Source organism: Paenibacillus sp. FSL R7-0333, assembly GCF_038000365.1.
In the GTDB taxonomy this organism is placed as follows: Bacteria; Bacillota; Bacilli; order Paenibacillales; family Paenibacillaceae; genus Paenibacillus_AQ; species Paenibacillus_AQ silagei.
On record NZ_JBBOBZ010000001.1, the window covers coordinates 4,967,970 to 4,994,679 of the forward strand.

18 protein-coding genes and 1 riboswitch are annotated in these 26,710 nt (G+C 54.7%); of the genes, 4 read left to right on the plus strand and 14 right to left on the minus strand.

Annotated features, from left to right (window positions below):
- Positions 1-16: 16 nt before the first annotated feature.
- Positions 17-373, minus strand: a complete 357-nt coding sequence (locus MKY86_RS21095; RefSeq protein WP_340827421.1) for a hypothetical protein — start codon at positions 371-373, stop codon at positions 17-19.
- Between the two features lie 867 nt (positions 374-1,240).
- Positions 1,241-1,423, minus strand: a riboswitch (cyclic di-AMP (ydaO/yuaA leader).
- Positions 1,424-2,023: 600 nt separating this feature from the next.
- On the opposite strand from MKY86_RS21095, the gene MKY86_RS21100 reads away from it, so the two are divergent.
- The 3 genes from MKY86_RS21100 to MKY86_RS21110 all read left to right on the plus strand — a co-directional run bounded on the left by MKY86_RS21100 (position 2,024) and on the right by MKY86_RS21110 (position 5,738).
- Positions 2,024-2,644 (plus strand): TetR/AcrR family transcriptional regulator, encoded by a 621-nt coding sequence (locus MKY86_RS21100; RefSeq protein ID WP_036731586.1) that lies wholly within the window; start codon positions 2,024-2,026, stop codon positions 2,642-2,644.
- A 29-nt stretch (positions 2,645-2,673) separates the two neighbouring features.
- Entirely contained in the window at positions 2,674-5,115 is a 2,442-nt protein-coding gene (locus tag MKY86_RS21105) for an MMPL family transporter (RefSeq protein ID WP_340827422.1), read from the plus strand.
- A gap of 200 nt (positions 5,116-5,315) precedes the next feature.
- Positions 5,316-5,738: a GNAT family N-acetyltransferase gene (locus tag MKY86_RS21110; protein WP_076084426.1), complete on the plus strand. Its 423-nt coding sequence runs from the start codon at positions 5,316-5,318 to the stop codon at positions 5,736-5,738.
- A gap of 77 nt (positions 5,739-5,815) precedes the next feature.
- Here the strand turns inward: MKY86_RS21110 and MKY86_RS21115 are convergent, their stop codons facing one another.
- Genes MKY86_RS21115 through MKY86_RS21125 form a run of 3 tightly spaced genes read right to left on the minus strand, consistent with a single transcriptional unit; the run spans position 5,816 to position 8,164 of the window.
- Positions 5,816-6,265: a DUF1877 family protein gene (locus tag MKY86_RS21115; RefSeq protein ID WP_076084423.1), complete on the minus strand. Its 450-nt coding sequence runs from the start codon at positions 6,263-6,265 to the stop codon at positions 5,816-5,818.
- Positions 6,266-6,313: 48 nt separating this feature from the next.
- On the minus strand, positions 6,314-7,756 hold the full coding sequence (cls, locus tag MKY86_RS21120; RefSeq protein WP_076084420.1) for a cardiolipin synthase: 1,443 nt from the start codon (positions 7,754-7,756) through the stop codon (positions 6,314-6,316).
- Between the two features lie 36 nt (positions 7,757-7,792).
- A complete protein-coding gene (locus MKY86_RS21125; RefSeq protein WP_036731582.1) occupies positions 7,793-8,164 on the minus strand; it encodes a winged helix-turn-helix transcriptional regulator in 372 nt (123 codons plus the stop codon).
- A 169-nt stretch (positions 8,165-8,333) separates the two neighbouring features.
- Between MKY86_RS21125 and MKY86_RS21130 the strand changes: the two genes are divergently transcribed.
- Positions 8,334-8,921: an NAD(P)H oxidoreductase gene (locus tag MKY86_RS21130; protein WP_076084417.1), complete on the plus strand. Its 588-nt coding sequence runs from the start codon at positions 8,334-8,336 to the stop codon at positions 8,919-8,921.
- Positions 8,922-8,943: 22 nt separating this feature from the next.
- On the opposite strand, the gene MKY86_RS21135 is transcribed toward MKY86_RS21130, so the two are convergent.
- From MKY86_RS21135 to MKY86_RS21180, 10 genes are all read right to left on the minus strand, one after another.
- Positions 8,944-9,831 (minus strand): PhzF family phenazine biosynthesis protein, encoded by an 888-nt coding sequence (locus MKY86_RS21135; protein ID WP_076084414.1) that lies wholly within the window; start codon positions 9,829-9,831, stop codon positions 8,944-8,946.
- A 662-nt stretch (positions 9,832-10,493) separates the two neighbouring features.
- Positions 10,494-11,984: a beta-N-acetylhexosaminidase gene (locus MKY86_RS21140; protein WP_340827425.1), complete on the minus strand. Its 1,491-nt coding sequence runs from the start codon at positions 11,982-11,984 to the stop codon at positions 10,494-10,496.
- A 43-nt stretch (positions 11,985-12,027) separates the two neighbouring features.
- Positions 12,028-14,829 (minus strand): alpha-mannosidase, encoded by a 2,802-nt coding sequence (locus tag MKY86_RS21145; RefSeq protein ID WP_076084408.1) that lies wholly within the window; start codon positions 14,827-14,829, stop codon positions 12,028-12,030.
- A gap of 6 nt (positions 14,830-14,835) precedes the next feature.
- Entirely contained in the window at positions 14,836-15,834 is a 999-nt protein-coding gene (locus tag MKY86_RS21150) for a glycoside hydrolase family 130 protein (protein ID WP_076084405.1), read from the minus strand.
- A gap of 71 nt (positions 15,835-15,905) precedes the next feature.
- A complete protein-coding gene (locus tag MKY86_RS21155; protein ID WP_076084402.1) occupies positions 15,906-17,225 on the minus strand; it encodes a glycoside hydrolase family 125 protein in 1,320 nt (439 codons plus the stop codon).
- Between the two features lie 295 nt (positions 17,226-17,520).
- A complete protein-coding gene (locus tag MKY86_RS21160) occupies positions 17,521-20,670 on the minus strand; it encodes an alpha-mannosidase (RefSeq protein WP_076084452.1) in 3,150 nt (1,049 codons plus the stop codon).
- Between the two features lie 17 nt (positions 20,671-20,687).
- Positions 20,688-22,982: a glycoside hydrolase family 3 N-terminal domain-containing protein gene (locus tag MKY86_RS21165; protein WP_076084399.1), complete on the minus strand. Its 2,295-nt coding sequence runs from the start codon at positions 22,980-22,982 to the stop codon at positions 20,688-20,690.
- A 95-nt stretch (positions 22,983-23,077) separates the two neighbouring features.
- A complete protein-coding gene (locus MKY86_RS21170; RefSeq protein ID WP_076084396.1) occupies positions 23,078-23,995 on the minus strand; it encodes a carbohydrate ABC transporter permease in 918 nt (305 codons plus the stop codon).
- A 29-nt stretch (positions 23,996-24,024) separates the two neighbouring features.
- Positions 24,025-24,951: an ABC transporter permease gene (locus tag MKY86_RS21175; protein WP_076084393.1), complete on the minus strand. Its 927-nt coding sequence runs from the start codon at positions 24,949-24,951 to the stop codon at positions 24,025-24,027.
- Between the two features lie 94 nt (positions 24,952-25,045).
- Positions 25,046-26,551 (minus strand): ABC transporter substrate-binding protein, encoded by a 1,506-nt coding sequence (locus MKY86_RS21180; RefSeq protein WP_076084390.1) that lies wholly within the window; start codon positions 26,549-26,551, stop codon positions 25,046-25,048.
- Positions 26,552-26,710: the final 159 nt, after the last annotated feature.

Sequence of the window (26,710 nt, forward strand, 5' to 3'; positions counted from 1 at the left end):
GTTCCGACACTCCCCGTTAGTTTTGTTCCATTTCCCTCTCGAACAAAGTGACCGCTGCGATCCCCTTATCCGTCTTCACAATAATTACCCGATCGCCCCGCAATAGCGACTGACCGGATTCGGCCCGCACGCCGATGGAGCGCATGGTCCCGTGCAGCACATACTTCATCTCTCCCACGGTCCCATCCGCTGCAGCAATGCTGATATAGCCGAGCTGGCCTGCCGGATCATAATCGAGTTCACTCATACTGCTGTCATACCGGGTCATCACCCGGGCCAGTACCGTGTAGAGCAGGATGCCCGGCAGCAGGGCGATCAAGGTACAGACCAGTACTACGGCGAGCAGTTGCATCCCGCTGTACTTGACAAGCATATACCCCGTGCCGCCCCAGACGGTGACAAACACCATCAGCGGAAGAATCGGCAGAAAGCCCGGCCCCCCGGCATCGCTTCCCCCTACATGCAGATGGCCTGCCAGGCCGTGCCCATGAATACTGCCACTAAGAATAAGCAGAAGTCCAACCCAAAAGCAGACGATAAATACAGTAGCGATGGTAACCCCCTCCTTTCAATGTAATATGGCTATAAGAAAACTGACTGTAGTGGCGATGCGGAAACTGACTAATGTGGTACATAAACTGAATAATTAGTGTTGTTATAAGATTCAATTGTGCTTCCACCTGTCACTATTGCCCCTAATTTTCACTTTAGACTGCTTGGTTGTGTATGGCAGAGGCGCAATTGGATTCAGGTGCACTTGTGCTCTTCATTTGCTCGTTTAGCCAACATTCCCGGAATTCAGGGGCACTTGTGCTCTTCATTTGCTCGTTTAGCTAACTTTCCTGGAATTCAGGTGCACTCGTGCTCTTCATTTGCTCGTTTAGCTAACTTTCCTGGAATTCAGGGGCACTTGTGCTCTTCATTTGCTCGTTTAGCCAACTTTCCCGGGATTCAGGGGCACTTGTGCTCTTCATTCGCTCGTTTAGCCAACTTTTCTGGAATTCAGGGGCACTTGTGCTCTTCATTTGCTCGTTTAGCCAACTTTCCCGGGATTCAGGGGCACTTGTGCTCTTCATTTCCACTTCCAGCACACTTCCAGCGCAATCAGTAGGATTTATCCCTCTCATTTCCGCATCCAGCCCATTTTCAGGGCATTCAGTGGGATTAATCCCCTTCCCTACACAGCAAAAAGACCACAGCAGCAGGGCTCTCCGTGGTCGGTTACTCGATCATGGCGCTCATCCTCTCTCTTCGAGGCTTACGGGGTTAGCTGACGGATTCGGGCAGCGAGATTGCCCTACCTTACCGGAGCCATAGTAGCACACTGGCAAGGATTCACCCCGGGTATTCAGCAGCCTATCCTTAAGCCGCCTGCACCAGTTGGTTCCCCCGTTCCCGTTACGGAATTCAGCCATTTCAAGAACAGTGTCATTTCATTCGGTTGTTGATTGAATCTTACGCCTGCAGCCATTTAATGTAAAACCTCACGGATGACAAAAGAAGTCAATAATGCTGTCCCTTCGTGAATGAAGGCGCATTCTTCAGCTCTGCTCTTATCCGCCCGGGGATTTGCTCGCGCTATCGTCTGTTTACACCCATGTTACTCTTCCTCTCACGTACTGCTCATTTGCTCACCTAATCCCCTCCCACTCTCATACTCACTTATTCCCCTACTCTTACTCCCACACTAACTCTCACTTACCTACTTACTCATCTACTCATCTACTCACTTACTCACTTACTCACTTACTCACTTACTCACTTACTCACTTACTCTCCTTCAATTACTCCCACTCTAGCTCTCACTCCTCATTTACTCACTTACTTCCCACTCCCTTCCCCACGCCCTTCTAACTTAATCTCCTAACCCCCCACCTTTCTTTCTCAGCCCATTACTCCAAATTTAAAATATTCACATTTCCGTCACTCGATGCTCATTGTGCAATCTTTCCCTTTGAGCAATAATAGAACCTATAGATTCTCTAGAGCTTATAGATTCCAGAGAAAGGAGGAACATTGACATTTGAATTCCAAACTGAATCTGCGGGACAAAAAAAAAGAAGCCACCGCCTATGCCTTAGCCGTAGCGGCCTTCGAGCTTGCGCTTGAGCATGGGATGGATGGCTTCATTGTGGATGATGTAGTTCAGAAGGCTGGATATTCCCGGCGGACTTTTGCGAATTACTTCTCCTGTAAGGAGGAAGCAGTCGCCGCCTATTTCATTGGCATTATTGCTGTCCAAGAGAAAGAGAATAACCCGCTGGCTGCTCTGCCGTCGGATGCTACACCGCTCGATGCCCTGTACAATCTGCTGAAGCTGCAATTCACCTCGGAGTTCCTGCATAAGCTGCGGCAGTTTGTCTCCCTGGCAAATCAATATCCGTCCCTGGAGCCTTACATTCTCAATGTCTTCCGGCATTTGCAGATCACCGCCCAGGAGACACTGGAGCAGTTCACCCGTGGACGGTATGCCGATGGATATACCCACCTGCTGGTAGGTGCCGTCTATGGGGCCTTCGTGCCTATCCTGGACGGACGGCTGAACGTCATGCTGCCGGGTGAGCAGCAGAGCGGGGACTCCGGGGCTATGCCGTTTGAACAATACCTGAATTCCATGTTTGCTTATTTACGCAACGGCTTCTAAATTCACAGATAAAGAGGAGAAACCACTACATGTCTACCTTTCTATACCGCTTAGGTAAATCGGCTTATGCCAAGCCCTGGGCCTTCATTGCAGTCTGGATCATTGTACTCGGAGTTGTAGGCACCTTGATTGGAGTCAATGGCATTCAATCCAGCTCCGAGATGAAAATTGAAGGCACAGAGTCGCAAAAGGTGCTGGATAAGCTGACAAAAGAGCTGCCCGCTGCGGCCGGAGGCCAGGCTAGTATCGCCTTCACTGCACCGGACGGCGAACGTCTGGATACGCCTGAGCGTTCCGCACTATTGCTGAAGGCCATCAATGATGTATACAACATGGAATATGTCATCAACCCTGCCGAACTGGCAGCACAAGCAGCGGCAGCCGCTGCCGGTCAAGCTGCAGCTGATCCTTCCGCTGCGGCCGGTCAAGCCGCTACTGATCCTTCCGCTGCCACTGGTCAAGCCGCTGCCGATCCTTCTGCCGCCACTGGTCAAGCCGCTGCTGATCCTTCCGCTGCCACTGGTCAAGCCGCTGCCGATCCTTCTGCCGCCACTGGTCAAGCCGCTGCTGCTCAGGCAGCACCGTACGGTCCGCTGATTGCCGAAGGCGCTCCGGTTCCCGGCGTGATGCTGTCGGCTGACGGCAGTATTGCCCTGTTCCAGTTCCAGTTCACGGTTCAGCAGACATCACTGCCATCGGAGGTGCCGGACAACATCATCGATGCCGTGACCGAAGTTGAACAGTCCGGCTCAGGCATTACCGCGATTCCAAGCGACTCGCTCAAAAGCATGCCGGCCATCGGCTCCACGGAAGCTATCGGCGTAGCCGTTGCTGCCGTCGTATTGTTCCTGACGCTGGGCTCGGTTGTCGCCGCAGGCTTGCCGCTGTTGACCGCACTTCTCGGAGTCGGCATCAGCGTCGGAGGTGCCTTTGCCCTCGGCAGCCTGATCCAGATGAACGATATTACACCGGTTCTTGCCGTGATGATCGGTCTCGCGGTAGGGATCGACTACTCGCTGTTCATTGTGAACCGGCAGCGCCGTCTGATCCTGGATGAGAAATTAAGCGCAGCCGAAGCAGCCAGCCGGGCACTGGGCACCGCAGGCAGTGCCGTATTCTTCGCCGGTCTGACCGTTATTATCGCCTTGTGCGGCATGCTCGTCATTGGCATCGGCTTCTTATCGACAATGGCACTTGTGGCTGCGGCCAGTGTTCTGATTAACGTCCTGCTGGCCTTGTCCCTGCTGCCTGCGCTGCTCGGCCTGGTCGGTGAACGGATCGTAACCGCCAAAGCCCGGACGAAGAACACCACTGCCGCCGCCAAAGCGCAGCACAGCTTCTCGCACCGCTGGGCAAATGCCACGGTGAAATACCGTTGGGCCATCATTTTGCTGGTGGTGCTGGTGCTTGGCACAGCCGCCATTCCAGTGACCAAGATGGAGCTGGGTATTCCATCCGGCGCCTCGGCGAACCTGGATACTCCGGCCCGCCAGAGCTATGATGTCATCTCCAAAGGGTTCGGCGAAGGCTTCAACGGCCCGCTGCTGCTGGTTGCTGAGACAAAGAATCCGTCTGAGAAGATCTCCATGCCGATCCTGGGCAAGCTGGTTCAGGAGCTGCAAATGCACGATAATGTGACCCTGGTCTCTCCGCTCGGTGTCAGTCCCACCGGCGATATCGCTATTATCAGCCTGATTCCGAAAACGGGTCCGACCGATACCGCAACCAGAGACCTTGTACAGGAGCTGCGCGATCCGGCGTCCAGCCTGACCACAGGCAACAATATTAATCTTGGCGTAACCGGCTTCACCGCCATCAATATTGATATGTCCTCGAAGCTGTCCGATGCCTTCCCTGTATACATCGGGATCATCGTGATCCTGTCGCTGATCATTCTGCTGCTGGTATTCCGGTCCATTATCGTACCTATCAAAGCAACCGTCGGCTTCGTGTTAAGTATTATTGCCACTTTCGGCGTAACCACCGCCGTCTATCAATGGGGCTGGCTGCATTCGCTGTTCGGCTTCGATACCGGCGGACCGCTGCTGAGCTTCATGCCGATCCTGGTCACCGGTATTCTGTACGGACTCGCCATGGATTATCAAGTCTTCCTGGTCAGCTCCATGCGTGAAGCTTATGTCCACGGCCGCCATGGCAAGGACAGTGTTATTCACGGCTATGATCTGGCCAGCCGAGTCGTACTGGCCGCAGGTGTGATCATGGTGTCCGTCTTCGCCGGCTTCATCTTCGCCCCTGATGCGATGATTAAACAGATCGGCTTCGCCCTGGCCTTCGGTATCCTGATCGATGCCTTCATCATCCGGATGACGCTTGTTCCGGCCGTCATGGCTGTCTTCGGCGACAAAGCCTGGTGGCTGCCGAAATGGCTGGACCGCCTGCTGCCGAATCTCGATGTCGAAGGCGATAAGCTGATCGCCAAGCTGAATGCCGAGAGCGGACACAAGCACTAAACTCGCCACACACAAAGCGGAGACCTGGCTTCGATGAATAGTCAGGTACTTTGCGGGAACCCTAGACATGTACATCTCCCCGGAATAACGGACGGCACTCCCGCCGTTCTCCATGTACAAATAGAGCCTGCGGCATCGTCCGCAGGCTCTATTTTGATATAATGGCTATAATTGAATTCAAATCCTAAGGAGGAGTACCCATGAACATCATAGAACTGGATCTTACCCAGAATCAGCAGGAAATCTCCCGCTTACTGGAGGAACACAGCCGCCGCATGGACAGCAGCATTCCGCCCTATCAGCGCGAGGTGATCTCCCTGGCGGCCTACGAGAACGGCGTCTTCATCGGCGGCGTTACCGGGGATATGGTCTGGAATATTCTGAATGTGCACTTGCTGGCTGTGGATCCCGGGTACAGGGGCCATGGACTCGGCAAGGCCCTGCTGGAAGAGCTGGAGCACAGAGCTAGGCAACGCGGCTGTAAGGTAAGCGAGTTGACCACGATGAGCTGGCAGGCGCCGTTTTTTTATCAGAAGCAGGGGTATGAGATCTTCGGCGAGATCAAAGATTGTCCCCGCGAAGGCCAGACGAAATATTATCTTCAAAAAAAATTGCAGCCGTAATTCTCACTCTAAGCAGAAACGGTACCTCCTTTTGACAAGGACAGTACCCTTTCTGTAAGCAATGCAAGGAGGATTGTTCAAACCACACTGAAAATCACGTGCTTCCCGGCCGCCAGCGCCTTCCCGTAGAAGTCCAGCAGGCCTGCAAATTCACTCTTCAAAGCTGCCCTCAGCTCCTCCGCAACACCATCCGTCTTCAATTGATCGAAGTCCACCTGCTGCATCGCCGCAATAATGTCCTCCAATTCATCCTGCTCGGTGCACGCGAAGAACCCCTCCTCCTCTTCCACCTCAAACACATGGACCCCGACAACAGCTTCACTTAACGGATCGCCTTCGATAGGTTCACTGGCCGAGACGCCGGTTAGCGCGAGATGCAGCTCCTCCCACAGCTTGTCGATATCGTAATATTCACTTCCGCCTTCAATCAGCTTCTCCAGCGTATCCATCAGCTCTGAACCATCCATCTCCATCATGCGCTCCAGCGTATCCTCATCCACCATGACATATTGACCCAGCATCCCCATCTGTCATTCCTCCCTCAATAAAATACAGCTGCCCGCGCTCCACTCTCCTTACAGAATAGGCGACAACAGACGGGAAATCCCCTCTTTCAGCTTGATCACCAGCGAGCGCTGCGCATACCGTTCAACCGTAAGCTCCGAGCATAGTCTGGTATCATTCAGGAAAATGTCCTGGAGCTGTTCGGCAATCGCCCGGTCATACACAATGGCATTCACCTCGAAGTTCAGCCGGAAGCTGCGCGAATCGATATTCATCGTTCCGACAGAAGCAACCTCTCCGTCAGCGACAATCGTTTTGGCGTGCAGGAAGCCATTCTCGTAGAGCAGGATTTTGGCCCCGTAATTCAGCAGATCTCCGGCATACGCCCAGGTGGCCCAATACACGAACGGATGGTCAGGCTTGTTAGGGATCATAATCTGCAGATCGACTCCGGAGAGCAGGGCGATTTTGCAGGCATCCATGAAGCTTGTGTCCGGTATGAAGTACGGGGTCTGGATATACACACTTTTCTTAGCCGACAGAATGAGCTTGATGTACATATTCTTCAGGTGCTCAGTGGACGAATTGGGGCCGCTTGTAATAATCTGCACCGGGCTTGTCCCTGTATGGGGCTCCATGTTGAAGACGAATTCCCCGTAATCCCCGCGCTCATGCATCCCCGCCTGATGCCAGTCCAGGATGAATCTGCCTTGGATATGGCTGACTGCATTTCCGGTAATCCGGAGATGAGTGTCCCGCCAGTAGCCGAACTTCGGAACCTGCCCCAGATATTCATCCCCCACATTGAACCCGCCGATATAGGCGATGCTTCCGTCAATAATACACAGCTTGCGGTGATTCCTGTTGTTGATCCGGAAGTTCAGCGGCTTGATCAGGGACGGGAAGAACACTTCAACCTCGCCCCCTGCTGCACGCAATTCCCTGAAAAAATGCCGTGAAATCCGCTTGGAGCCGACCTCATCATACAGCAGCCGCACCTTCACGCCTTCCCGCGCCTTCAGGACCAGCGCATCCCTCAGCCTCGTGCCGAGCTGGTCCGGCTGAATGATGTAATACTGAATGTTGATCTCTGCGCGGGCAGAGCGGATATCCTCGAACAACGCGGCGAACTTCTGATGGCCGTCACTGTAAATAACAATCTCATTATCGCTGGATAACAGGCCGTGCGACGAACGGATATTCATGTTGATGAGCTGGGCATAGTTCGTCAGCAGCTGCGACCTGTCATCCGCCCCTTCTGCGAAGGCTGCCAGCTGCTTGTCCGCTTCAGCCTGGACATATTCCTGCTCTTCGATGAAGAGCTTGTAGAAATTCTTTTTTTTGAGATTGCGTCCGAAGAAGATATACAAGACAAATCCCAGAATCGGGATGAAAAACAATACCATCAGCCAGGCCCAGGTATATCCAGCCTCCCTGCGCTCAATGAACAGAAAGCCCAGTGCCAGAATGATGTTAATGAGGGTGAGGACTGTGGTTAGACTTGCAAATTCCATGCTCTTTCCCCTTTTCTCTCTGTCTCTCTCTGCTGCCTAAAAGTCCTCCAGCACCTTGGACCTGTCGCCATGGATCCTGTCCAGATGCTCCTCTCCCCAGTAGCATAACAGGTCCAGCGCGGGCTTCAGCCCCCAGCCGTAGGCCGTCAGCTCATACTCCACTCTAGGAGGAATCTCCTGGTAGATGGTCCGTGAGATAATCTCATCGTTCTCCAGCCCTCTTAGCTGGGCAGTCAGCACTTTCTGGGTTAAGCCCGGAATGAGCCGCAGCAGCTCGGAGGTTCGCTTCTGTCCGGTCATAAGATGGTAGATAATTAACGGCTTCCACTTGCCGCCCATCACTTCCAGCGCCGCCTCTACGCCTACTTTGTACTTTTTGGGAACGCTATCGCCATTCTGTTCAGTCATTGCCTCTGCCTCCATTATGTAGGGTACCTCAAAGTTCCTATGGAACAAACACCTTCCTATAGAACAGCAAAGTGCGTACTTCCAGATTATTTTATTCCTGTTTATAATAGCATCAGCCACGGAACATGGCTACAAACCTGCTGTTAAGAAAGGTAGTGAAGATACCAGCATGAGCGTATTAATCGTCGTATCGCACCCAAGACAAGATTCCCTGACCTTCCAGGTCGCCCGCCGTTTCGCAGAGGGACTTACCGCAGCCGGACACGGCTATGAGATATTGGATTTGCATGGAATTGGCTTTGACCCTGTTCTGCAGGGGAGGGAGGAACTCCATATGACCGCAGGTGAACAGGAACAGCCCTATTCTCCTGAATTAGAGCGGGAAATGGAGCGGTTGCGGCAGCATGACAGCCTGGCATTTGTTTTTCCGCTGTGGTGGTGGCATCTGCCGGCCATGCTGAAGGGGTATATCGACCGGGTACTGAACAACAGGGTTGCCTACGGCACAAGTAATCTGCATGATTATCGTGCGCTATGGCTGGCTCTGGCAGGCGTATCGGAGGAGCAGATGAAGAAACGTAATTATGATGAGGCCACTACGCGTCTGCTGAACGTGGGAATTGCCGATTACTGCGGAATCACAGACTCCAAGGTTGAATTCTTTTACGAGACCCTGGATTCGCCGCCCGCGCATTATGAAACGCTGCTGGAACAGGCCTATCAGGCGGGATTACATTATGGCCAGGGGGAGAACTGACACATCACAGGAATGAGGGAAATCACAGCATCACATCAAATTCATTCACATAAACTGCATTGCCAGTCACTTCTATAGTGTTGCCGTTGTCCGATACGGACACCTGCACTCTACCGTCCCTGCCGATCTCAAGGCCCTGCTCAATCAGCAGCTCGAAGGAGGAGGCTTGTCCTTGTACGCCGATGTACCTGGAATAATAAGCCCCCATCACCCCGGAGGCGGTGCCTGTAACCGGGTCCTCAACCGTCCCTGAGAAGGGGGAGGAGAAATGGCGGGCGTGCATATGCGCCTCAGGATCATACGTCTCCAGACAAAACGGGTGGATGGACGAGCGGGGCATCTCCTTCAGCACCTCAGGGAACCGCTGGTTGTCCGGCACCATCCGTGTGAAGGCGGCTAGGCTTGTAATCGGTACCAGTAAGGTCCAAGTTCCAGTGCTGCCGTACATGGTCGGCAGGGTCTGATCAATATCACCGGGTTCAAGGCCGATCGAGCGGGCCAGATCCTCAAGCGATCCGTTAAAGGGTTGAAACTGCGGACTGGCCTGTCTCATCGTCATATAGAGGCTGTCGTGATCTTCTGTGAAACGGACCGGGAGAATCCCTGCCTTAGTCTCGATGTTCAACTCACTGGCGTCTCCCAGCAGCCCCTTCGTCTTCAGGGCATACAACAACGCCATAGTCCCGTGGCCGCAGAGATTGATCTCATGCCCGGGGGTAAAATAGCGGATTCTGAGATCCGCCTGGGTGGATTTTAACGGAAACGCCGTCTCATTGAAGCCCACCTTCGCTGTAATCTCCTGCATTTGCTGCTCCGTAAGACCCTCGCCGTCCAGCACAACCCCTGCCGGGTTCCCCTTGTTCGGAATGCTGCTGAACGCATCGTAATGATAGACTTTGATGTTCTGCACACCTGCACCGCCTGTCTTTTTTGAGTAATATGATAGCATAAATGTATATAATGTGAATTATAGATATTTAGGCATTATGATATGTTCGGTTTTTCGATTACATTTAGAGCACGCGCCCCCGCCACGCCCAATGTGGTCGGTTTTTCGATTACATTTGCACCAAGCGCCCCCGTCACGCCCAATGTGGTCGGTTTTTCGATTACATTTGGACTACATGCCTCCGCCACGCCCAATGTAGTCGGATTTTCGATTACATTTGGACTACATGCCTCCGCCACGCCCAATGTAGTCGGTTTTTCGATTACATTGGGACCACGCGCCTACGTCACGCCCAATGTAGTCGGTTTTTCGATTACATTTGGACCACGCGCCTACGTCCCTGCCCATTGTGTTCGGTTTTTCGATTACATTTGGACTACATGCCTCCGCCACGTCCAATGTAGTCGGTTTTTCGATTACATTTGGACTACATGCCTCCGCCACGCCCAATGTAGTCGGTTTTTCGATTACATTTGGACCACATGCCTCCGTCACGCCTAATGTGGTCGGTTTTTCGATTACATACAAAAAACAGCAACGGACTCGCCCTAAAGCGGACGACATCCGTTGCTGCAATTATAGAAAGCTATACAATTTGTCTACTCTGCTGTCTATTCAGCTATCTACTCAGCCGTATCCCGCTTCCCCAGCCAGGCCAGCTCCGCCATCGCCCGCAGCGGGCTGCGCAGTCCTTCCGCCACTTCCGCTTCGCTCTGTGCTTCCGGCTTATCGCTCCAGATAGAGAAGGTGGTGCCGACCAGTTCGCGCGGATAAGCTTCGCTGTATTCCTGCTTAGCTTCCCCGGTACGGTTCGGGAACAGCCCGGGATGCCAGGAGGCGCGGATTTTCTCGCCAGTCGGATACGTGTAGCCTGCATGCTCTCCCAGCACATAATACAAGTAGCCATCGTTGTAGTTGATCACCTGATGCCCCTTAGCCAGAATGTCTTCCACCGGGGCCATCATCGGATGCCACTTCGTCCAATACGTGATTTGAATGGACGGCTTGGGCGCAACCCGCTGGGTCTGATCCGCACGATAGAGGCCATCATTCCAGGCACGGACCGTCCAGCCCATCGACTCCAGATGCTCAGCGACCTCGTTAAGGTAATCTATATAGGTGTCCACGCCTGTGCCGCCGCTGATGTTCAGGACATTCTGAGCATACTCCGCGAGCTGCGGATACTTATCGAACTCCGCGAAGTTGATGAATTCATCCCCTCCGATATGGAAATACCGGCTGCCGGCAAACAACTCCGCATACTCGTCAATCAGTTCCAACGCGAACCGGCGGGCTGCCGGATTCGTAATATCCAGCGCCCCCGGAGCCGGAGTTCCCGCTGCATCCTTAAGCAACCACTCGGGATGCGTGCGGAGCGCCTGCCCCAGATGTCCCGGCGAATCCAGTGAAGGAATGATATCCACATGATAACGCTGTGCCGTGAGTATAATCGCCTTCATCTCTTGCTTGGTTAAATGTTGCTCTGACACCACCTCAGGATGGCTCTCGCTCATCAGCCGGAAGCCCTCGTTCTCGGAGAAATGCAGCTGCAGCGTATTCAGCCGCAGCCGGGACATCTCCCTGATCCGCTCCGCAATCCAATCCTCGCTGTAGAATTTGCGGCCGATGTCGATATGCAGCGCCCGCTCAGGCATGACAGGGTAATCGGTGATGGTTCCGCAAGGCACGGAGCCGTCATCTGCCAGCCGCTGCAGCAATGTCCACAGACCATACATCACGGCCCGTTCACTTGAGGCGCTGATCTTCGCATAAGTCCCGATGTCAATGACGTAAGCTTCCTGGCTGTCCAGGTCTCCCGCAGCTTCATGATCTGTCAGTTCAATGACGATATCGCCTGAAGCGGGCGGCTCCGCCCCCCCGTGAACAAGAGTCATGATGTAGTCAGCGGGGGTCAGAATGCCCGAGAATTGGCCCAGAACCATAAAGACTGTTTCGTTCAGAACACTGTTATTATCCGATCTCGCATTGTCCACAATTCGCGCTTTGAACCCGGCAGACAAGCGCCATTGTCCCCCGGATACCGCCGCAATCTGCTGCTGTACACCGGTAAGCGGGCCGTTATTGGAGGCTTGCCGATCTAATGGTTCATCCATATCCATCCCCATACTTTTCTCACCTCTTCCTTCTTCGCCTGGATCAGCTCAGCCGGATACCAACCGTTGTAATCTCATGTCCGCCAAGCGGAAGCTTCAGCGAAGCGGCTCCTTCTAGCTGAAGCTCTTCCCCTTCTGTTTCCAGTACATTTGAAGCATAGATGGCGGCAGCCGGAAGCGCTGGTTCCAGCTCCAGTATACAGGACTCGCCCGTCATGTTGAACCAGCGGAGCAGCACATCGCCGCGTTCCTTGTTCAGCTTCATAGAGGAGAACGCAGCGGTCGCGCCGTTCCAGCGGACGGCCGAATACACTGCGGGAATCGTTCCCGCATGAATCTCTGCCTGCGCGCAGGTCCACGGAATCTGGAACTGGTAAGCAGCAGCGGCGGCACCGGAGGTTACGGCATCCCCGCTATGCGGCAGAAGCAGCATATCCGCTGTCTGTTCCCCCAGGCACTGGGCTTCAGGCGTAGGGAACCAGCCCCAGTCGCCCATCTCTCCTACACTGCGGAGCAGCGTGACGGCAATGGTGTTGCGGCCATCGCGCAGAATCTCGTATTCGTGTAATCCGAGGTTAGCGACCGTCAAGCCTGCGTTCTCCCCGGCAACATCCACGAAGCACTGCTGATGCTGCGCATTACTCGGGTTCTGCCATTCCGGTGCCGGCTCGTTCGGACGCTCCGCCAGCTCGAACATCGAATCTACTCGATGTGACGCTGCGGCCAGATCCGCAGGGAAAAGCATCCGCAGACGGTGGTCCTTAGCCGTATTATCGATATAACTCTTCACTTCCAGACCTTTGCCGCTGCGTTCCAGTCTTAAGACGGTCCGCAGCTTCAAGGTTACCGTAGCGGCAGCGCGCTGCGCCAGACGCTCCGGGTAATAGACCAGCGCCCGCTGCTCTTCTTCCAGCAGGGCATCGGCCGAAGCCGGAATCTCCCATTCATGGGTGATTTCGATGGAAGCCCGGTATAGCGTATCTTCAATAACAGCGATATCTGCGTTAAGGCCTAGAGTCGTGAGCGGCACTTCGCCCGCAGGCTGTCTGTACATATATTCGTTCCCGATGTCACCTGTGTTCTCATAGACACCGAGGTCACGGTAGATCTTGCCGCTCGGCTTATGCTCCAGTGTGAAGGAGCCGTCAGCCATAACCTCTACCCGCAGCGTATCGTTCTCCAGTACGCGCGCGCCTTGAACCAGCGAAGCTTCGGCTGAAGCTCCCGCCTGATTACTGGCGGAAGCCCCCTCCATATCTGCTCCGCCGCTTCCGGCAACATCAGCGGCGTTCGCTCCAACAGGGCGGACCCAGGCATAGGTGCGCAGCCCCAAGGCAGGCACATCCGCCGCCTCGAAGGTTAGCCGCACCTTGCGGCAGCTATACGGCTGGCGGAACCGGTCATCCGGCAGATCATAGCCGAAGGACAAGCCGAGATCCTCAACCGTACAAGGAACCGGCTGGCCTTGTTCATCGACCAGGACCCGTCCCTCCAGCTCCACAGCCTTCATAAGCCGGGCATTCTCATCAAGCGGCAGCCCATCGCGCAGGTACTGGCGGGCCGCATCCAGCTCCACGGTCACCGTACCCGTGCGGCTCCAGCCGCTGGTATTCGTTACAACGAGCGGAAGGGCCTCTTCACCGTAAGCGGCGAAGCCGGAGGTGTCCACCGCTGCGGTGATCGCCTGCATACTATCCGCCACGATGCCTTCGGCGGTGTGGTAGCTCTTGTCGAAGCGGGTGACCATCTCGCGGTGCACCTCATCCACGCTGCAGCCGCAGATGGAATCATGCGGATGGTTCTGCAGCAGCGTCTTCCACGCATAATCCAGCAGATGCTGCGGATACTCCCCGCCGTGCAGCCCCGCGATAACAGCCAACGGCTCGGCTACCTTCTCCAGCATGGCCTGGCCACGCTGGTTGAGCTGCTTCAGGTACACCCGGGCGGAGGCGGTATTGACCAGCGTTCCCCATCCGTCCGTGCGCTGGCTCCGCAGCTCGCCCTTCACCGTGGACAGGCTGCGGCCAGCCAGCGAAGCTTCCACAGCCCGGATGTAATCCGGGAAATTCGAGTGAACGAAGTTGACCTCCGGGTGCAGCTTCTCCGCCGTGCGGATCGCCTCCGGCAGGTCGGTCTGCAGCGGCTGGTGATCGCAGCCGTTCATGAACAGCAGCTGGTCGGTCGCTGCATACTGCCGGGCATCGCCCAGCTTGCGCTCCCAGAAGCGGCGTGCCTCCTCTAATTCCACCGGAACCTCATTCCCGTTGGAATACCAGTTGGCGAATAGAATGCCCAGCACCTGCGAGCCATCCGGCCCCTCCCACACCAACTCCGAGAACGAGGATTCATAGCCGTCATCCGAGACCATATTGTTGAAGCCCGTCGGCTTCACTCCGCGCCCGAAGAAGGCGTTAGTGATGCCGGCCTGCTGCATAAGCTGCGGAATCTGTCCGGTCAGACCGAACGTATCCGGGAAATAACCGATTTTGGACACTTCCCCATAGACTGCCGCATCCTGATGTCCCAGCTGTAGGTTACGCACATTGGCTTCCGGGCTGGTCAGGAATGCATCCTGCAGAATATACCAAGGCCCGATGTAAATCCGTCCCTCCCGGATATGCCTCACCAGCCGCTCCCGGTTCTCCGGGCGGACCTGCAGATAATCCTCGATGATAATCGTCTGGCCGTCGAAGAAAAAGCTGCGGAAATCCGGGTTCTGCTCCAGCGTGTCCAGCAGTGTATCTACCAACTGTATCAGCCGGAGATGATGGCGTTCATAAGGCAGATACCATTCCCGGTCCCAATGCGTATGCGAGATAATATGTGCAGTCTGTTTTGTGGTCATAATCGGTTACCCCTCAATCTCCAGCGGATATTCCTCCATATAGCTGATCAGCTCATCTACCGTCGTGAACGCCAGTCCAGTCACTGTATCTGCACAGCCGTAATAGATGGCAATCCGGCCGGTAGCCGCATCAGTCAGTGCCGCGCAAGGGAACGTCACGTTCGGCACATCGCCCACACATTCATATAGCTCTTCCGGGCCGAGGATGTAGTTGCGCGAGCGGGCTTTTACCTTCCAAGGCTGATCCAGGTCCAGCAGCGCGACCCCCATGCGGTAGACGAACCCGTTGCAGGTGTTGATAACGCCATGATAGATCAGCAGCCAGCCCTTGTCGGTTTCAATCGGAATCGGACCGGGACCAATCTTTTTGGACTGCCAAGCAGAAGCGTCACCGTCAACCGTACCCATCACATAGCGGTGCTTGCCCCAGAAGGTCAGGTCAGGACTCTCACTGTAAAAAATATCGCCAAACGGCGTATGCCCCGTATCACTCGGACGGCTGAGCATCGCATAATTGCCGCCGATTTTGCGGGGGAGCAGCACTCCGTTGCGGTTATACGGCAGGAAGGCATTCTCCAGCTGGTGGAAGGTTTTGAAATCGAATGTATACGCCAAGCCGATTGTTGGGCCATGATAGCCGTTGCACCAGGACACATAATAACGGTCATCAATCTTGCAGACACGCGGATCATAGCGGTACTCGCGCTTAGTGATCTCTTCATCGCCCTCGAAGACGATAGGCTCATGGTTGATCTTCCAATTCACGCCGTCTTCACTGAAGCCCGCGAAGATGTCCATGCTGACCGACCGCGAATCACAGCGGAACACCCCTGCGAAGCCGCCTTCAAACGGAATGACCGCCGAGTTGAACACACTGTTCGAGTTCGGAATGGCGTTGCGCGGAATGATCGGGTTGGCGGAATATCTCCATACCGGGGAATTCGTGCCCTCAGGCTTCTCCTGCCAAGGGATGTTCGGTAGTGCTTCTCCAATAATTGTACTCATGATCAGGTCTCCTTTATCTGTGAAAAAATAGTATATTACCAGGACCGCATCTTACGTGCCGGACCGTATGTTTAAAGAATGCCTTCCTTCAGCGCCCGCAAAATAAGCTGGGAGAACAAGCTGTTCGACCAGGCGAACCATTTGCGCGTAAACACAGCCGGATCGTCGGCGTGGAAACCTTCATGCATATAGCCAGTATCGGCGTCAGTAGCTTCCAGCATGGCGATCACTGCCAGCCGCTCTTCCTTGCTGTTTGCGGTAATGCCCTGCATGGACAGCGCCATATGCCAAATATAGCCGGGAGGGGTGTGCGGACTGCCGATTCCTTTTGCAGCCTTGCCCTCGAAGTAGAACGGATTCTCCTTGCTCAGTGCGAAGCGTCTCGTATTCTGGTAGACCGGATCGTCATTGTTCAGATAGCCCAGGTACGGAATGGACATCAGGCCCGGTGTTCCGGCGTCATCCATCAGGCTGTAATTGCCATACCCGTCTGTCTCGTAGGCGTAGATCGGTCCGAATTCCGGGTGGCGGTAGGTGCCGTACAGCTTGATGCCGTGATCGACCTCCTGCTCCAGCTCCTTGAGCTCAGCCAGGAAATCCAGGTCCCGGAACACCCACTCGGCGAAATCCTGCATCTGCCGCAGCGCCACCACGGCGAACATGTTCCCCGGAATGTTGTAGTGGAAATCGCAGGCATCGTCGCTGGAGCGGAAGCCGGACCAGATCATCCCGGTGTAATTGACGGGCATCCCCAGACCGCCGTTACGGATGGAATCCTCCATAATCCCGTTGTTCCGCGTGAAGCGGTACGGGGACTGCTCGGCATGATGCTGCTCGCGCTTGAACAGGTCGGTGATGACGCGGAGCATTTTTTTGAAATCGGCGGTGAAGAAATCGGTCTGCTTCGTCTCTTCCCAGTAAGCATGGGCCAGCCGGATCACGAAGCACAGCGAGTCGATCTCGAATTTGCGCTCCCACACCCAGGGCGACATCTCCGTCACATCGGCGGCATTCCAGTGCCAGTCATTGGCCGATTCATTGAACGCGTTGGCGTAAGGATCGATCAGCACATACTCCGTATGGCGCTTGATCAGCCCGCCGATAATCCGCTGGAGGTCAGCATCTTCCGCGGCAAAAGGCACATAATGAATGACCTGCTCCACTGAATCGCGCAGCCAGCAGGCGGGGATGTCCCCCGTAATCACAAAGGTGGTTCCGTCATCAAGCAGCTTGGTGGTCGTCTCCAGTGTATTCGGGAAGCAGTTGCGGAATAGGCGCTGCAGCTTAGGCCGGTGAGCCAGCTTCGCTTCGGCGTCGGCCAGCACGGCCTGAATGGATGACGGCAGCGTAAGCTCCGGCATCTCGATGCGGGGAAGTCTGAATTGTTCCAAGGTAGTAGTCTCCTTCTTGCTAATCTATAGTTTGGATGCTGAATTTCTTGATGAGAGTGGGAGTTGCGATAGGTTTAATTGCAAATTGTACAACTAAAGCATCTGATTTATAGCCGACAACCCGTTTAGTTGCACTTCATACATTTAAAAAAGCCATAAGCTGTTGATTTTCACCCTTTTGGGCAGTTTTAGTTGTACAGACTACAGTTATACGATAAAAGAATGCATTTCCGCTGTTTTTAAGTGTACGTTCTGCAACTATCCCAGGACCTTACGCTCAGCCCCTCATTTGCCTCTATTCGGCATCGGCATGAATAATCTTAATCGTCTTTATCTCGAACGGATGGAAGTCTAGCGTCAGCATGCCGTCTTCATCCGGCAGCAGCTCAGTCTCTTCCTCCAGTGCATTGGACAGATAGATAGCGGAATGCGGCAGCGGCCAGCTGATCCGCACGGTCTCGCGTCCACCTGCTGATTCATACAGCCGCAGGATGCTGCCGCGTCCGTCTTCCGCCAGCTTGACGGTATCCAGCACCACCTGCTTCCCTTCGTAGGGAAGGAAGGCGCCAGTGGACGGATGCTGCCCTGCACTTGCCTCGCAGGCTACCGCATACGAACCGTGATTCAGCTCAGCAGCCTTGCGCTGGGTATGCGCCGTACGCCAGTCTCCGGTATGCGGGTAGAGCGAATAAGTGAATTCATGCTCTCCCTGATCCGCCGAATGATCCGGCCAGCGCGGAGCGCGCAGCAGGGACAGACGGATGGTGCTGCCCTGCGTGTCATAGCCATATTTGCAGTCGTTCAGCAGGCTGACGCCGTAATCATGCTCTGACACATCGGCATAACGGTGCCCGCAGACCTCATACTGCGCCTGCTCCCAGCTGGTGTTGCGGTGCGTGGTCCGCTCCAGTGCGCCGAACGGAATCTCATACGTGGCCTTGCTGGTCACTACATCGATCGGGAAGCCAACCTTCAGCAGCTTGTGTGCTTCGTGCCACTGGACCTTCGTCTTGAAGTCGATCCGCTTGTCGGTGTGGTACAGGATCAGCTCCTGCTGTATTTCCGACTCTCCGAGACTCCAGCGGAAGCTCAGCACATCGCAGACCGGTCCTGTGGAGAGCAGCCGCTTCTCCAGCAGAACCGCTGCTCCGGCAGGCTGCTCCTCATACCGGCTGTCAATATCCCAGGCATCCCATAGAATCGGCCGGTCATGGAAGAAATGCAGCCGGTTCAAGGCTTCGCCGGACTTCACAATCTCACGCCCGGCTTCCTTGTCATACAGGCTGATGATTTCGCCCAGCTCATTGAACTGGAGCCGGTAATAGCCGGTCTCCCAGCGATCTTCGAACGTAGCGGAGTTCGCCGCAGAGATTGAGTTATTGCCTGCATCCGATGCGTTTGCCCCCTGCTGCTCCGCTTCCCGCAGCCACACGGTTGCATAACCGAATGCTGGAACCTCCGGCACCCGCACACGCAGTACCGTTTGCTTTCCTGCTGTAGTCAGCTCTGCCGGAAGCCGTGTTCCGTTCCCGTCATAGACAGCAACAACGGCAGGCTCCACTTCTGAGGCAACCGCAAGCTGGGCCACCATATCCCGGGTCCAGCCCAGTCCGTTCAGAATGACATAAGGCTGTCCCTCTCCACGGGTATCAATATCCGATACAGCGGCCTCCATGACGGACTTCAGGCTGCTCTCCCCAAGGATGAAGATATTCTTGTATTCCTTGTCCGAAGTCTCATAGACCTCGGGAATCGACGAACCGGGGATAATATCATGGAACTGGTTCAGCAGAATCAACTTCCAGCCTTCATGCAGGGCCTGACCCACCTCTTCGCGCCGCTGCGGTGACAGCCGGTGTCCGGCCAGAGTCTGCCACAGCTCCGCTTCCCGGTACAGAATCTCGGCCTTGCGGTTATTGCGCTTGTTGCGAGCATGAGTTGTATAGGTTCCCCGGTGCAGCTCCAGATAAAGATCACCCTGCCAGACCGGCAGCTCTGGTGCAGCCTGCTCGATGCCGGCGAAGAAATCTGCCGCCGTGCTATAGCTAGAGGCAGGTTGACCTACCATAAGCTCTGAGCGCGACAGGTATTCCAGCATCTCCCGCGTCACGCCGCCACCGCCGTCGCCGTGTCCGTAGAGCAGCATTTGCTCACTGTGAACGGCTTTTTGGCGGTAGGACTGCCAGTGCTCATGGATATCCTTCGGCAGCGTACTCTCATTCACACCATGGTTCATATAGGATAATAGCGCTGTCCCGTCGATTCCGACCCAGTGGAACAGATCATACGGGAACAGGTTCGTGTCATTCCATCCAAGCTTCGTGGTCATGAAATAACGGACCTTGCCGTGCTTCAGGATCTGCGGCAGAGAGGCGCAATAGCCGAAGGTGTCCGGCAGCCATTCAATCTCGGACTGCTGTCCGAACTCCTCCTGGTAGAAGCGCTGCCCGTACAGCATCTGCCGCATCAGGGATTCTCCGCTCGGAATATTCAGATCCGGCTCAACCCACATCCCTCCGACCAGCTCCCACCGGCCTTCCTGAATCCGCGCCTTCACCTTCGCGTACAGCTCAGGATCATTGTCCTTCAGATAAGCGAACAGCTGCGGCTGGCTCTGGGCATAGCGGTATTCCGGGTACTCCTCCATCAGGGCATGTACCGTCGAGAAGGTCCGGCTGGTCTTCCGTACGGTCTCCCGGGTAGGCCATAACCAGGCAATATCGATATGCGACTGCCCGATCATATGAATGAAGCCCTCGCTGTTGCCGCCGATGGCCTGCACCTTCGCGGCCAGCTCCTGCTCAATCTTCTCTATCTTCTTGCCAGCCTGCGAAACGTCAGGCCCCAAATTCACATAAGCATCCATTGCCTGATGCAGCGCCTCCAGCATGCGGACACGCCGGAAGTCCTGCTCCGGCAACAGCAGCATGGAATCCCGGATGACGGTCACTGTGTACATCAGCGACTGCACCGGCAGGTTCACTCTGACAAGCGCTGCAGTGATCGACCGGACCGGCGGCTGAATAACCGCCTGCTTATTGAGCGGGTCATCCGGCTCAGGGATCGGATCATAGAGCTCAATCTCAATCTCCGGGTGTCTGCCGCCCGTTTCCGGGTTCAGGGAAGCATAGGTATGATTGCGGTCCATTCCCTGCCGCGAGGCTCCATTCACACGCAGCAGCCCTTCGCCGCCGGAGTGGAAGATCAGCCCGGTGTCCGCATCGGTCCAGTCCGCCGGGATATCCAGAGTAGTGCGGAAGTAATAGGTGGTGCCTTGCACACTCGGAAACAATCCGAACGATTCACTGCCCGAATAAGGCTGCGATTCGTCATAGTGGCCCGGCTGCCGGTAGACGGTGGAGAAGACCTTCCAGTCGTCGAGCACCCGGTATTCCAGCCATTGCTGCTGCGAGCATTCACGGATGAACCGGTTAATCCGTTCGATGTTGATCTGCTCCATCTCTAATCCTCCATGACCGTAAGATCTATATTCAGCGTGTCGTTCACATTCCTGCCGACCCCGATGCGGAAGCTTCCCGGCTCGACTACCGGTGTATACCCCGGCCCGATGTAGCTCAGATGCTCTGCACTCAGCGTGAAGGTCACCTTCTGCTTCTCGCCCGGCTCCAGTACGATCTTGCTGAATCCCTTGAGTTCCTTGGCCGGTCTCGTTACCTTACTGACCAGATCGGAAATATATAATTGCACGACCTCCGCACCACTGCGGGAGCCTGTATTCTCTACTTCCACTGTAACTTCAGCCGTTCCGTCTGCTGTGATCACTGCCGGCTCTACCTGTAGCCCGCTATAGCTGAATTCGGTATAGCTGAGTCCGAAGCCGAACGGATAACGCGGCTGCGAATTTCCTTCCAGATAGCGTACTCCCCGGGAACGTTTGCCTAAGTAATATACTGGCAGCTGTCCTACATCCTCAGGGAGGGAGAGAGTCAGCCTGCCGGACGGATTTACATCACCGAACAGAATGTCGGCAATGGCGTGGCCGCCTTCCTGCCCCGGATACCAGGCTTCCAGAATGGCATCCGCCTGCTCATCGATCCACGGCTCGGCTATGGGACGGCCGTTGATATATACGACGACTACCGGCTTGCCAAGCGCCTTCAGCTCCTTCATCAGCTCCAGCTGAACACCGGACAGATGAAGCGACATCCGGTCGATGCCTTCGCCGCAGTCCATATCGCTAAGCGCATTCTCTGTGACCTTCGAGGCTCCGGTCCGCAGATCGATGCTGCCTTCGCCGAAGTCACGGGCACTTGACCCGCCCAGAGCGAGCACAATGATATCCGCTTCCGCTGCTACCTCACGCGCAAGCTCGAAGCCCTCGGTGGAGCTGTCTTTGATCCGGCAGCCCGGCGCATAAGCTACACGCTCCGGCTGTGCGGCAAGCTTGGTCCGTATCCCGGCCAGCACCGTAGTTACCCGGTCACGCGGCTGCGGCGAGGTGTAATCGCCGAGCTGATTGTAGCCGATATCCGCGTTCGGCCCGATTACCGCAACCTTTCCATGGGCCGCAGACAAGGGAAGCACTCCGTTATTCTTCAGCAGCACAATTCCCTCTGCCGCCACGCTACGTGCCAGCTCTGCATGCTCTGCGCTGCCGATTACCTGCTCTGCTACATCGGGATCGGCATATGGCTGCTCAAACAGGCCCAGCCGGAACTTCAGCTCCAGCACACGCGCTGCCGCCTGATCCACCAGCTGCTCGTCGAGCCGCCCGGAGCGCAGCGCCTCCAGCAGATATCCGCCGAACATGACGCCAGACATCTCCATATCAATCCCGGCGGTGAGTGCCTGTACGGCTGCATCTTCCCCGCTGTCCGCTGTATCATGGCCCGAGGCCAGCATATCGATCGCGCCGCAATCGGTAATCACCATGCCCTCGAAGCCCCATTCACCGCGCAGAATCTCTTCCAACAGCTCCCGGTTCGTGGTACAAGGCACGCCGTCAATCTCGTTATAAGCCGGCATGATGGAGACCGCACCGGCTTCCACCGCTTTGCGGAACGGGTACATATCGACTTCCAGCAGCTCCCGCTTGCCGATATGCGCCGGACCGGCATTGCGGCCGCCCTCCGAGCTGCCATAGGCTACGAAGTGCTTGAGGGTTGCCCCCACACTGGACGCGCTGTCAAGCCGATCGCCCTGTAGTCCTTCCACAGACGCTACGGCATATTCGCCGATGAGATACGGATCTTCTCCGAAGCATTCCTCGGTCCGGCCCCAGCGCGGATCACGTACCACATCCAGCACCGGGGAATAGGTTACAGCGCCGCCCTGAGCACGGGTCTCGCGCGCGACCGCCCGGGACATCTCCCTGTAGAGGTCCACATTCCAGGTGCTGCCGATCAGCAGCGGAACCGGGAATACTGTGGCCCCGATGGCCATATGCCCATGCGAGCATTCCTCACCAATTAATAGCGGAATACCCAGCCTCGAATGCTCCAGCGCATAACGCTGAATCGAATTCACAGCCTCTGCTCCGGCCCGTGCATCCAGTCCGCTCTCCAGCGTAACTCCTGTCCAGGGATCGGCCCGCAGGGTTCCGTATAATGCGCCTACCCCGCCTTCGCGGATCTGGCGTTTGAAGTCTTCCGTCAATTCAATCGTTCCATCTGTATGATCATAGGTCTGCCACCCGAACAGCTGCACCAGCTGACCGACCTTCTCTTCCGGCGTCATCAGCCCGAGCAGATGCTTCGTCCGCTCCTTGACGGGCTGTGTACGGTCTCTATATAACATCTTGGCTCCACCCTCTCTCCTTATGATCTATATAAAATATATTTAAGATTTGGATTCGAAGCTTGGTCGTCACTGCGGTGAACATTTGGACTTGCCTACTCCTTAACCGCCCCGACCGTAAGACCCTGAATGAAGTAACGCTGGAAGAACGGATACGCGAAGATAATCGGACCGGTCGCCAGTACCACCATCGCCATACGCGAGGTATCCTGCGGCATGTTGCGGAGGGCTTCCAGGCTGAGCGAGCTGTTCTGCGAATTCTGCAGAATGAACTGCATACTCGTCTCGATCCGCATCAGCATCGACTGCAGCGGCACCAGATTCGGATTATCAATATAGAGCAGCGCGTTGAACCAGTCGTTCCAGTACCCGAGCGTGCTGAACAGCCCGATCGTAGCGAGGCCCGGCAAGGACAGCGGCAGCACGATTTTCAGGAAGGTGCGGAACTCTCCGGCGCCGTCGATTTTGGCCGATTCGATCAGGGCATCCGGCACACTGGTAATATAGAAGGTACGCAGAATCATAATGTAAAAAGCATTCACCGCCAGCGGCAGCACCAGTGCCCAAATGCTATCCTTCAGGCCCAGCATCTGTGTTACCACAATATAGGTCGGAACCAGCCCGCCGTTAAAGAGCATGGTGAAAAAGGAAAAAAACGCGAAGAAATTGCGGTATTTGAAGCTTTTACGTGAAATGGCATACGCATAAAGTGAAATAATAAGCAGGCTGACAATCGTACCAATGACCGTTACCGCAATGGTCACTCCGTAAGAACGGAGCAGCGTGTCCCCTGAGCTAAATACATATTTGTAGGCTTCCAGACTCCATTTGGCCGGAATTAACCGGTAGCCGTCCCGCGCAAGCGCCCCTTCGTCCGTGAACGAGATGAGGACAACGAACAGGAACGGGAAGATACACAGGATGGCAAAGCCTCCGGCGATACAGTTGAAGATGGTATTGAGCACCGACGACAGCCGATGGAAATCGCGCGATTTCGCAGCATTAGCAGACATTTGGATGACCTCACTTTCCTTCATTTTCCCTAGAATAATGCACTGTCCTTGTCGAATTTGCGCACGATGTAATTAGAGGTAAGAACCAGCACGAACCCGACCACTGATTGATACAAGCCCGCAGCCGTACTCATTCCGATCTCGCCGGTAGTCTTAAGTCCACGGTATACATAAGTATCGATTACGTTGGTCACACTGTAGAGCGTCCCCGAATCTCTCGGCACCTGATAGAACAGCCCGAAGTCGGCATAGAAAATCTTCCCGATCGCAAGCAGCGTCATAATGATAATGATCGGCTTCAGCATCGGCAGCGTGATGCTGCGGATCTGCTGGAGCTTGCTGGCTCCGTCGATCATCGCGGCTTCGTACAGGGACTTGTCTATGCCCATAATTGCGGCGAGATAGACCACGCTGTTATAGCCGACGGCCTTCCATAGAAAGACGAATATAATAATGAACGGCCAGTATTTCGATTCCGAGTACCAGGAGATATTGCTGCCGAACATGGCATTAAGCAGCCCCCGCTCCGAGCTCAGGAAGCTGAACGCGAAGTATCCCACAACGACCCAGGACAGAAAGTACGGCAGGAACATGCCTGTCTGATAGAACTTGGCTAGCTTTTTATTGGCAATCTCGGACAGCACCACCGCCATCAGCACGGACAGAATCAGGCCCAGGCCAATGAAGGCTATGTTATACAAAAGAGTATTGCGTGTGATCAGATAGGCATCATTGGTGCTGAACAGGAACTTGAAATTATCCCAGCCGACCCACTTACTGTTGATGATGCTGGCCCAGAAGCCATCCCGGCTGAAGCGGTACTCCTTAAACGCAATAACCGTACCCACCATCGGCAGGTAAGAGAAGAATAAAAACCACAGTGTGCCCGGCAGAACCATAAACAGCAGCACTTTGTTTCTCAATATATCCTTGGCGGACTTTCCTATTTTCCCCATACTTCTAGTTCCTCCTATGCCGGAAAATTCTTCTTCCGTTGATACAAAAAGATCGGGCAAAGTCTATTCACCCGCCCGATCCTCTAATAGAATGCTACTTATTATTCGCTGCTTTCCAGGCGTCGATCTGAGTTTGAGCTTCGGCAATAATTTTATCCAGACCGGCAGCTTTCAGCTTCTCGTTAGCCTTGGTCAGGTACTCTTCCGAATCTACAGATCCGGTCATCAGCGGTGCCCAGAATTCTTCCTTCACGTTCTGAACAGCGGCGATTTCATTCGTCACCTTGGACGTATCGAAGTTGAAGCCGAGCAGCGGTGCGTTGATACCGGCATCATTGAACTTCTTGAATTCTTCCCATTTGTTCTCAGGGTCGCCTTCATTCAGATAGTTGATCATGATGTTACCCAGGGAGAATGTCGGCATGTCGTAGTTCTTCGCATCCGGCAGGTTCTTGATCATGTTGTCGCTGATTTTCTCGTAATGTACACCCTCGATCCCGGAGTCAATCATGTTGCGCAGCTTAGGATCTGTGTTGAGCAGGTTCAGGAATTCCATCGCTTTCTCAGGGTACTCGGAATTGGCCGAGATCGCCTGCATGGAGCCCATTACGGACCAGTTGTAGATATAAGGCTGGCTGGCTGGTGTCGATACCACCGGATACCCGTAGCTTGCGGACCACAGATTGTCGGCCATCGGCTGGGTGGATGCACGGTCAGTGAACCATTTGCCGGCTTTGTACAAATCATCTACCGATGAGGTAGTCGCTACTTCAGGGGAGATGTAACCCGCCTGATAGAATTTGCGGACGGTCTTAAGCGCTTCCTTAATCTCAGGTGTTTCCAGGATGTTGACCACTTTGTAGTCCTTGGTGTCCATATAGACAGCCATCGGCATCTTCTCGATCACATAGTCAAAAGGCATAATCGGCATGAAGTCCTTCACCATTGCGTAAGGAGTGACTCCAGGCTCGTTTTCCTTGATCGTTTTGAGCAGCGGCTCAAGATCAGCCATCGTCTTCACGCTGGTCAGATCCAGCTTGTATTTGTCGAGCAGCTCTTTGTTGAAGCGGAAGACTTCTTGGGCCGGAAGCTCTTTGTTGGCCGGAATCGCATAGTTGTGGCCGTCTACCTTGGAGCCTTCCAGGAAGGCCGGATCAATGGTATCCACAATGCCCTTGCCCTGATTCTTCAGCAGATCATCGAGCTGCAGGAAGGCGCCCTTACGTGCATTCTGCACATAATCGAAGGCCCATGAGGAGGTGAACAGGATATCCATAGGCTCACCGGAAGCCGCCATAACCTGCATTTTTTGCGTGTAGTCCCCGAAGTCGAGCATTTTGATATCGAGTGTGGCGTTGATTTTTTCAAGTGTGTATTTATTGACTTCTGTGAGGACCTTGTCCATATCCTTCTGCGGCGGCCCGATCGTATACCAGATCAGTTCCACTGGCTTTTCGGTATTCTCCGAGGCTTTGTTGCCGCCCGAAGCTGCTTCCCCGCCTGCATTGTTCTTACTGTTTCCCCCGCACGCCGTTAGCGCCAGTGAAACGGTTAAAAGCGTTGTCAACAACAAGGAGAAGTGTTTCTTTTTCTTACTCATTTGCCGTACCCCCTTTTAATTAGCTGTCCGGAAAATTCAGGCCCGCCGGGCATTTCCGGCTGCTGGTTTCCTTGGGCTATACCTTAACTTTATAAGATGAAAGCAGTTTCAAATAGAAGAGAAACTATATATTTTCAGGTATGAAATAAAGAAAAATAA

Coding starts and splice junctions, on each gene's coding strand:
- cls (WP_076084420.1), bottom strand. CDS start 7,756: ATGGAATTTGCAAGTCTAACCACAGTCCTCACCCTCATTAACATCATT.
- MKY86_RS21095 (WP_340827421.1), bottom strand. CDS start 373: ATGCTTGTCAAGTACAGCGGGATGCAACTGCTCGCCGTAGTACTGGTC.
- MKY86_RS21180 (WP_076084390.1), bottom strand. CDS start 26,551: ATGAGTAAGAAAAAGAAACACTTCTCCTTGTTGTTGACAACGCTTTTA.
- MKY86_RS21170 (WP_076084396.1), bottom strand. CDS start 23,995: ATGTCTGCTAATGCTGCGAAATCGCGCGATTTCCATCGGCTGTCGTCG.
- MKY86_RS21130 (WP_076084417.1), top strand. CDS start 8,334: ATGAGCGTATTAATCGTCGTATCGCACCCAAGACAAGATTCCCTGACC.
- MKY86_RS21175 (WP_076084393.1), bottom strand. CDS start 24,951: ATGGGGAAAATAGGAAAGTCCGCCAAGGATATATTGAGAAACAAAGTG.
- MKY86_RS21165 (WP_076084399.1), bottom strand. CDS start 22,982: ATGTTATATAGAGACCGTACACAGCCCGTCAAGGAGCGGACGAAGCAT.
- MKY86_RS21150 (WP_076084405.1), bottom strand. CDS start 15,834: ATGAGTACAATTATTGGAGAAGCACTACCGAACATCCCTTGGCAGGAG.
- MKY86_RS21125 (WP_036731582.1), bottom strand. CDS start 8,164: ATGACTGAACAGAATGGCGATAGCGTTCCCAAAAAGTACAAAGTAGGC.
- MKY86_RS21110 (WP_076084426.1), top strand. CDS start 5,316: ATGAACATCATAGAACTGGATCTTACCCAGAATCAGCAGGAAATCTCC.
- MKY86_RS21105 (WP_340827422.1), top strand. CDS start 2,674: ATGTCTACCTTTCTATACCGCTTAGGTAAATCGGCTTATGCCAAGCCC.
- MKY86_RS21145 (WP_076084408.1), bottom strand. CDS start 14,829: ATGACCACAAAACAGACTGCACATATTATCTCGCATACGCATTGGGAC.
- MKY86_RS21140 (WP_340827425.1), bottom strand. CDS start 11,984: ATGGATGAACCATTAGATCGGCAAGCCTCCAATAACGGCCCGCTTACC.
- MKY86_RS21115 (WP_076084423.1), bottom strand. CDS start 6,265: ATGGGGATGCTGGGTCAATATGTCATGGTGGATGAGGATACGCTGGAG.